Origin of the sequence: Rothia sp. (in: high G+C Gram-positive bacteria), assembly GCF_015265375.1 — a bacterium.
GTDB lineage: Bacteria > Actinomycetota > Actinomycetes > Actinomycetales > Micrococcaceae > Rothia.
The window spans coordinates 1-8,461 of record NZ_JABZXW010000076.1; the positions used below are offsets into that span (position 1 = coordinate 1).

6 protein-coding genes are annotated in these 8,461 nt (G+C 60.4%); 5 read left to right on the forward strand and 1 reads right to left on the reverse strand.

From position 1 onward, the window contains the following. Positions 1–137: 137 nt before the first annotated feature. The gene (locus HXO69_RS08145) at positions 138–1,424 is read right to left on the reverse strand and encodes an AI-2E family transporter (RefSeq protein ID WP_219101653.1); all 1,287 of its coding nucleotides are present in this window, start codon (positions 1,422–1,424) and stop codon (positions 138–140) included. 306 nt (positions 1,425–1,730) lie between these two features. On the opposite strand from HXO69_RS08145, the gene HXO69_RS08150 reads away from it, so the two are divergent. The 5 genes from HXO69_RS08150 to HXO69_RS08170 all read left to right on the forward strand — a co-directional run bounded on the left by HXO69_RS08150 (position 1,731) and on the right by HXO69_RS08170 (position 8,414). Continuing rightward, entirely contained in the window at positions 1,731–2,729 is a 999-nt protein-coding gene (locus HXO69_RS08150) for a co-chaperone YbbN (protein WP_296546433.1), read from the forward strand. Between the two features lie 317 nt (positions 2,730–3,046). Then, entirely contained in the window at positions 3,047–4,063 is a 1,017-nt protein-coding gene (locus HXO69_RS08155; protein WP_296546434.1) for an ABC transporter ATP-binding protein, read from the forward strand. Next, positions 4,039–5,715 (forward strand): transporter, encoded by a 1,677-nt coding sequence (locus tag HXO69_RS08160; RefSeq protein WP_296546436.1) that lies wholly within the window; start codon positions 4,039–4,041, stop codon positions 5,713–5,715. Before HXO69_RS08155 ends, HXO69_RS08160 begins: the two co-directional genes overlap by 25 nt. Positions 5,716–5,996: 281 nt before the next feature. After that, the gene (locus HXO69_RS08165; RefSeq protein WP_005506434.1) at positions 5,997–6,296 is read left to right on the forward strand and encodes a DUF3039 domain-containing protein; all 300 of its coding nucleotides are present in this window, start codon (positions 5,997–5,999) and stop codon (positions 6,294–6,296) included. Positions 6,297–6,626: 330 nt separating this feature from the next. Continuing rightward, on the forward strand, positions 6,627–8,414 hold the full coding sequence (locus HXO69_RS08170) for a DEAD/DEAH box helicase (RefSeq protein ID WP_296546437.1): 1,788 nt from the start codon (positions 6,627–6,629) through the stop codon (positions 8,412–8,414). Positions 8,415–8,461 lie beyond the last annotated feature (47 nt).

Genomic DNA, 8,461 nt, shown 5'->3' on the forward strand with positions numbered 1-8,461 from the left:
GGATAGAACATCCAAAGCCGCCGCCTTTTGTCTTAAATGCCTGCTCGGTGGAAGAAACAGGGAACGCGTAGAGAACCTAGAAATGACTGCAGTTGGGAGGTGACTACAGCTGGGAGGTGACTACAGCTGGGAGGTGACTACAGCTGATCTTGGCGAGGAATGAACACCTCACGCACCAGAATCAGCATGGAAGCTGCCACCGGAATAGCAATCAGCGCACCCAGCACGCCCCAGAGCGCGCCACCGGCAGCCACCGAAATAATCGCAACACCGGCAGGAACCGAGACAGCGCGAGCCATAATACGCGGAGAAATCAGGTACGCCTCCACCTGCAAGTACAGGAAGTACGCCACCGCAAACCACAGCGCCAGACTCCAGTCCTGAGTCAGCAGAATCAGCGAGGTCAAAATCAGCGCAATCACGCCACCAACCAGCGGAATGAACGCCAGAATCATAACGACCAAAGCCATCAACTGCGGGAAGCTAAAGCCCAAGAACAACATTATGAAGAATGCGAAGAGGGCGTTCAGAATGGCTACCATCGCCTGGCCCATCACGTAGTTACCCACCGACTCAGTAATCTTGTCGGTAATGTACTTGACGCGCACACGCTTAGACGCCGGCGCCAAACGCACACCCCACGCCTTAATCGTGTCCATTGACGTGAGGAAGTACAGGGACAGGAACAGCACAATAATCACGCCGGTCACGCTCTGCGCCAGGGTAGAACCCGCAGAAACCAGGCTCGACATGAAGCTATTGACCTGCGACGAAGAGAACGTTGATTCCAAGAACTTCGGGACGTTCTCATTCACCCAGGTGCTGATGTCAAAACGCTGATCAAGCTCGTGGTACCAATCAGAATCAATCGTGTTCTGATAAATACCCGGCGCATACTGGACAAACTTAGACGCCTGCTCGCTAATGACCGGGCCAATCGTCATGACCAGGCCGGTCACAGCGCCAGCAAAACCAGCAAGCACAGCAATCACGCCGATACCGCGCTTAATGCCCCAAGACTCCAGGCGGCGCACAATCGGGTCCAGACCCAGAGCAATGAAAATAGCGCCGGTCACCCAACCCACCAGGGCACCTACATTATTGAAAATGTAGTAGGCGAAGAGCGCCAGACCCACGCCCACGGTCATGAGGAAACCAAAAGCGACCGGGTTATGCATCATCGAGGTCTTGCCGTTGCCGACCACCTTCGGTGCGGGAGGCGCATCCTCAGAAGCGGAGGGGACCACCGGAATGGTATCTGTAGGAGGCATGGACGCGCGGCGGCGCTTGGAACGCACCTGGCTAATGCTCTCGGTTATCTCGCTGAAGGTCTCCGTTAGCTGATCGGTGAGGGATTCCTTCTTGCGTGTCTCGGAGGACGATGTCGTCTCTTCGGGAGCTGCTGAGGGTTTCTTCTCGCTCATGCTCTTCCTTTCCGGAACATTTCCGGGTATTTTTTCTCTACTGTGCCATTCTACCGGCTGGTTTACTTTGTTACGGCGTCAGCAGTGAAGCCCAAGGGCGAATCCCAGGGCAGGGGAGCGCAAGTGGGAGAGGTATCTGCGCGCTGTTCAAGGATTAGCCTAAGCGCTAGTCCCGGCATGAGCTCAGAGCGTAGGCGGCAGGGAACGCGCGCTCGCAACGGCGCATTGTGGGGATAATAGAGGAAGGAACGCGTGAAGGATCTAGCCTGCACGCAACAATAGGTACAGAACGTAAAGGAGCCCAGGATGAGCATTATTTTTGATCCGGCAGACCGCGGCGCATCCCAGAACGCGGCACAGGGTAACGTCGCGCAGGGTGGTGCAGCGCAGAACGGGGTAGCGCCGGAGATTCCCGCCTCCGTACGCAACGCCATGGAACTGAACCCCAACGCGGCACAGTCTGCTGGCGAACAGGGCGGCGAGCAGACCCCCTCCGCCCCCACCTGGCGTTACGAGGTCAACACCCCCGAAGAGTTCCAGAAGTTCGTGCAGCTTTCCAGCCAGGGTGCCGTGATTTTTGCGCTCTACGCGCCGCACTCGCCCTCCTCTCTGCAGATGCTCGAAGGCGTGCAGAAGCTCGTTGACTCCGCCGCAGGTAGCATGATTTGCGCCGCCGTGGACGTCACCAAGCTCCCCGAAGCTGCCCAGGCATTCGGCGTGAGCGGCGTGCCCGCGGGTGTTGCTGTTCTGGCGGGCCGCCCGGCACCGATTTACACCGGCCCGGTCAGCGCAGAAGACCTCGGCGATGTGCTCTCTCAGGTTCTGCAGCTCGCGGCACAGTACCAGCTGCCCGGCGGCTTTGACCCGGTCGTTCCTGACGACGAAAAGCCCCTGCCGCCCCTGCATGCCGAAGCCGTCGCCGCCCTTGACCGCGGCGACCTGGAGGGCGCCCGCGCCGCATACCGCAAGGCAATCACCGAGAACCCCGGCGATAAGGAAGCGAAGCTCGGCCTGGAACAGGTTGAACTGCTCGCCCGCGTGAAGGACCTGGACATGGCAACCGAACGTGCGGCGGCCGCGGCAGATCCCATGAACATTGACGCCGCGTTCAACGTAGCCGACCTGGACCTGGTCGGTGGTCACGTGGAGGACGCATACAACCGTCTGCTGCGCCTGTTCAGCGCGGTAGGTCCCGACGATAAGGCGCGTGTGCGCGAGCGCCTCGTGCAGCTCTTCGACGTGGTGGGTGCATCTGACCCGCGCACCGTCAAGGCGCGTGCGGCGCTGACCATGGCGCTGTTCTAAAAATAGCTGTCACCCGGGAAACGTCATGAGCCGGTCTAGCTAGCTCTGGCTAATCTAGGCGGCTGAAACGTTGAATACGGACGGGCTATCGTCTACCCCTGCACTCGGGCTGCGGGGTAGGCGGTAGCCCGTTCTGTTTTTGCAGTTTTTGGCGGTTTTGAGGGTGGGGAGAACGGCCAGCCCAATCTGACAGATAGCGCGCTAGGACGCTATATGTAGAGCCCCGGAATGTCCATATACTGCATGACGGATGCGTAATATGCGGGTTTTATAGCCAAAGCCTGTAGACCTTTCTACAAGGGTGATAGGGTGAAAATATGAACACTAGTCACTTTCCCCAGGACCCGAACCCGCAAGAACCAGGTTCACCGCAGAACCCGGTACAAGAGACCAGCCCGGTACAAGAGACCGCAGTAGAGGCAACCCCCGCCGCGGCAGTACCTCAAGCTATAGTCCCCGAATTTGCAGCGCCGGAAGCTACAAACCTCGAGCCTGCAGCTCCAGAAGCTGTAGTTCCCGCATCGGTAGCACCGCAGCTACCCGTCACCCCGCAGACCGCACCGACCGCTGGCGCCCGCCCCGCCATCGAAATCCGCGGCCTCACCAAGGCATTCGGTCAGAAGGTCGCCGTCGACCGCATCAACCTCGACATCCCCTCCGGATCCTTCTACGGACTGGTCGGCCGCAACGGTGCCGGTAAAACCACCACCATCTCCATGGTCACCGGCATGCTCAAGCCCAACGAAGGCACCGCATACGTGCGCGGCATCGACATGTGGACCGACCCGCTCAAAGCCAAGGCACACCTGGGCGTGCTGCCCGACGGCGTGCACCTCTTCGACAAGCTCACCGGCGAGCAGCTCATCACCTACTCCGGCTACCTGCACGGAATCGATAAGGAAACCGTCGCCTCCCGCGTTAAGGATCTGCTCGCGGCCATGGACCTGACCGACGCTGCGGGTCGTGCCGTTGCCGACTACTCCGCCGGTATGACCAAGAAGATTGCGCTCGCCGCCGCTCTCGTTCACGCGCCCTCCGTATTGATCCTGGATGAGCCTTTCGAAGCGGTCGACCCGGTTTCTGCCGCCAATATTCAGGACATTCTGCGTGGCTTCGTTGCCTCCGGCGGAACTGTCATTATCTCCTCGCACGTGATGGACCTCGTCCAGCGCCTGTGCGACCACGTAGCCGTCATGGACTCCGGCCGTATTCTCGCCGCCGGAACCGTCGACGAAGTACGCGCCGGCGTGAGCCTTGAAGAACGATTTGTGCAGCTGGTCGGCGGCCGCACCTCCTCGGAAGGATTGTCATGGTTGGGCACCTCGTCTCACTAAAGTGGCAGTATGTGCTCGCTTCCTTCCGCCGCAGCATCTGGGCACTGATCGGCCTGATTTTTGCGGCGCTCTACGCGGGCGGTATGCTCTTCGGCCTCGGCTCCGCATACTTTATCGCTAACTCGGAGGTACCCGAATACGGTCAGCTCGGAACCCTCCTGGTAGGCGCGGTTATTGCGCTCGCCTGGGCTATTGTCCCCATTTTCTTTAGCGGACTGGACGGCACCTTGGACGAGAGCCGATTCGTGCTCTTCCCCATCAAACCCTCCACCCTGCAGAAGGGCCAGTTCCTCGGCGGGTTCGTGGGTATCCCCGGCATCGCCAGCATCATTGCCGTGCTGCTGGGCGCTATCACGTTTATATCGCAGCCGCTCGCGCTGGTCGTGTACCTCATCTGCTGCGTGCTCGGCCTTGCGAACCTCATGGTGTGGGCGCGCCTCGCTAACCGCCTGGGCATGGCGCTGAACGATAACCCGCGCATCGCCAACACCCTGATGATCGTTGCCATGCTACTGATGATGAGCGCCGGCTTTATCTTCGGTGGAACGATAACCTACCTGACCAAGCACTGGGAAGAGGTGCTGCCCTACCTGCCGTGGCTCAGCGTGACCCCCTTCGGCTCCGCGTTTGCGGTGCCCTACTTTATGGCGAGCGGCAATATGGGCGCCGCCCTTGGCTGCCTGGCTCTGACCCTCGTCTACCTGGTCGGCGGTTGGTGGCTGTGGGGTAAGAACCTGGCACGCTCCATGGCGAATGTGGGCGGTAGCGCCCACCACGCCAGCGCTGCCGAAGTCGCTGCAGGCGATTTGGGCCTGTTTGCACGGTTCCCCGCAACCCCGCGTGGCGCCGTGGCAGCACGAACCCTGCACTCATTCATGAAAGACAACCGTCTGCAGTTGCTAACCGTAAGCACCGCCATGCTTTACCTGATACTGACGGTGGGCATGCCGCTGTTCCTGAGCTCTGTAGGGTCCGTTAAAACTCATGTTGATTTTAATGGCATCAACGCGGCTGAAGCCAACCAGATTATCAATAGCGGCGTCATGCAGCTCTTCGGATTCTGGATGTACTTCTGCACCGTTTTCACCGGCTACTACATGTGCTACCTCGTCTCCTACGACAACACCGCATTCAGCCTGCATGTGCTCTCCCCGCTACGCGGTATTGACGATCGTCTCGGCCGTCTTTGGGGTTACAGCATCCTGATGGTTCCGGTCGTGGTGGTGATGATTTTTGTTGCCTGCGTAGCCAACGGACACTTGGAACTCGTCCCCATTGTGCTGATGCACCAGCTGGGCGTGTTCGCTGCGGCGGCTGGTATGGGCTGTGTGCTGGATACCTTCATCAGTCCGCCCGTGGCGCCTCCCGGGGCTAACCCGTTTAAGAACCCGAAGAATACTGACGGCTTTGCTAAGCAACTGCTGCTGATGCTCTCTATATTTCTGGTGATGCTCAGTGCCCTGCCCGGCGGTATCTCCGTTGTCGTGTATATTTTCGTCACGCAGGATGTGCTGACCCTCGTCTATGGTGGCTTGATTCAGCTGCTGATTGGTGCCGCGCTGCTCGTGGGCGGCGTGGCGTGGGGCGGTCACCGCTACGACAAGGTCAGCTCCAAGATGCTGGAGCGTGTGGCACGCTTCCAGGCAAACTAGCAAGAGTCGAAGCTCTAGCACATCAGGAATAAAAGAGAAGGGTTCCGTGTTAGGTACTAAGCCTGGCGTGGAACCCCTTTTCTGTGCCGCCCGAACTTCTAGCGGAAAGAAGCTCACCGCAATACCTAAGAGTCTATGGCCCAGCTGTGGTCTACCTCCATATTGACCGCCCGGGGGTCCAGCACCTCCCAATAGCTACTAAAATAGATAAGGCGCCGACCGCCCACCCATGCGGCGGCACCCCTCACCCTATGTATCCCACCTCATCATCAAGGAGAAACATGAGCTCGATCGAAGGCATCGAAGACCCCTTTGGCCCCGGAACCGCAGGCGGCACCGCTCTGCTCGAACGCGAAGAAACCCAGCTTTCTGAGCCCGGCGACCACGAGCGCTTCTCCCACTACGTACGCAAGGAAAAGATCCTCGAATCGGCACTGACCGGTGAACCCGTGCGTGCCCTCTGCGGCAAGATGTGGGTACCCGGCCGCGACCCGCAGAAGTTCCCCGTCTGCCCGCAGTGCAAGGAAATCTACGAAGGCCTCGCACCCGGCAACGACGGCGACAACGGCTCCGGCGAATAATACGCGCTAGGCAATACACCCCAGACAATACAACCTGGGCAATACGCCTGAATAAATACATCTGAATAACATGCTTAGTAGCGAAGACCAAAGGTTCTAAACGCCTCATGAGACTTTGCTGACGAGCACCAAATTCTTGCACCACAGCCCGGCCCAACCCGCGGATGTGGTGCTAGAATTTAACCTCGCTGTGCCCGGACCGCCAGAAACACCAGAGCATCAGGAACACCAGACGCCCACCTCCTAACGGGGGAGAGGTGCCTGCGCTGAGGCAACTAGCTCTGAGTCGGCAGAGGCAACTAGCAGAGGCAGACGAGGAAGAAGGAGAGAATGAGCGCACCCGCAGAGGAACCTACACTATTCGACAGTATGGTGAAGCCGAAGCTCTCCCCGGCCTATCCTAACCGTGCCCCGTGGGGTACTTCCGTGCACCTGCGTGCTTGGCAGGCAGAAGCCATGCAGAAGTACTTCGAAACGAACCCCCGCGACTTCATGGCGGTCGCAACCCCCGGCGCGGGTAAAACCACCTTCGCGCTGACCCTCGCCAAGGAACTGTTCAACCGCGGCACGGTCCGCCAGCTCATTGTTGTGGCACCCACCGACCACCTGAAAAAGCAGTGGGCAGACGCCGCCGCGAAGGTTGGTATTCCGATTGACCCGAACTTCAAGAACGCGGACGTGACCATCAGCCGCCACTATAAGGGTGTGGCGCTGACCTACGCGCAGGTGGCGAATAAGCCGCAGCTGCACGCCCGCAACACCGAGGCGACGAAGACCCTCGTGATTTTTGACGAGATTCACCACGCCGGCGATTCCCTCTCCTGGGGCGACGGCCTGCGCGAGGCATTTGACGATGCGACCCGCCGCGTGGCGCTAACCGGTACCCCGTTCCGTTCGGATACCTCCCCGATTCCGTTCGTCACCTACGAGGTCGACAACGACGGTATCCGCCGCTCCAAGGCTGACTACTCGTACGGTTACGGTCCTGCGTTGAAGGATCACGTGGTGCGCCCGGTTATCTTCATGGCGTACTCGGGCCAGATGCGTTGGCGCACCTCCGCAGGTGAGGAAATGGCGGCAAACCTCGGTGAGGGCTTCACCAAGGACATCACCTCCCAGGCGTGGCGCACCGCTCTGGACCCCAACGGCGAATGGATTCCGACCGTGCTCGCCGCCGCCGACAAGCGCCTGACCGAGGTGCGCCGCACCGTGCCCGACGCTGGCGCGCTCGTCATCGCCACCGACCACGCGGACGCCAAAGCCTACGCTGAACAGCTGCAGAAGATTACCGGCGAATACCCCGCCGTGATTCTCTCGGACGACCGCGAAGCCTCCGCGAAAATCGACGAGTTCCGTGAGGGCATGCAGCGCTGGATGGTCGCCGTGCGCATGGTGTCTGAAGGCGTGGACGTGCCCCGCCTCGCCGTGGGCGTGTACGCCACCAGCACCAGCACGCCGCTGTTCTTTGCGCAGGCTATCGGTCGTTTTGTGCGTGCCCGCAAGCGCGGCGAAACCGCATCCGTGTTCCTGCCCTCGGTGCCGCAGCTGATGATGCTCGCCAACGATATGGAGGTCGAGCGCGACCACGCTCTCGACCGCGGCGCACCCCAGGAAATCGACCCCATGGTCGAGGGCCTGGACGACCACCTGCTCGAGGAAGCGAACCGCGAGGAGCGCGCCTCCGAGCAGTTGGCACGCGGCAAGTTCGAGGCGCTCGGCTCTGAGGCGTCCTTCCACGGCGTGCTCTTCGACGGTGCCGAGTTCGCCTCCGGCAACCTTGCTGTGGGTAGTGAGGAGGAGCAGGACTTCCTGGGTATTCCGGGCCTGCTGGACGCCGAGCAGGTCGGTACGCTGCTGCGCGCGCATCAGCGTGAGCACGCGGCTCGCCGCCCCGCAACCGCGGCACCTTCGGTGGTGGATCACCGCCAGCTGAAGGCGCTGCGCAATAAGTTGGCGAAGAACGTGGCGGCGTGGTCGATTCGTTCGGGTCAGCCGCATGGCGTGATTCATAATGAGCTGCGTAAGATTTGTGGCGGCCCGGCGGTCGCGCAGGCTTCTGCCGAGCAGATTCAGGCGCGTCTCGATAAGCTGTCGGACTGGTTCGTAGGCCGACGCTAGAGCATAGATAGAACGTATAGAGAAGCCCCGCGAGCGCATACACACTC

Coding starts and splice junctions, on each gene's coding strand:
- HXO69_RS08165 (WP_005506434.1), top strand. CDS start 5,997: ATGAGCTCGATCGAAGGCATCGAAGACCCCTTTGGCCCCGGAACCGCA.
- HXO69_RS08150 (WP_296546433.1), top strand. CDS start 1,731: ATGAGCATTATTTTTGATCCGGCAGACCGCGGCGCATCCCAGAACGCG.
- HXO69_RS08155 (WP_296546434.1), top strand. CDS start 3,047: ATGAACACTAGTCACTTTCCCCAGGACCCGAACCCGCAAGAACCAGGT.
- HXO69_RS08170 (WP_296546437.1), top strand. CDS start 6,627: ATGAGCGCACCCGCAGAGGAACCTACACTATTCGACAGTATGGTGAAG.
- HXO69_RS08160 (WP_296546436.1), top strand. CDS start 4,039: ATGGTTGGGCACCTCGTCTCACTAAAGTGGCAGTATGTGCTCGCTTCC.
- HXO69_RS08145 (WP_219101653.1), bottom strand. CDS start 1,424: ATGAGCGAGAAGAAACCCTCAGCAGCTCCCGAAGAGACGACATCGTCC.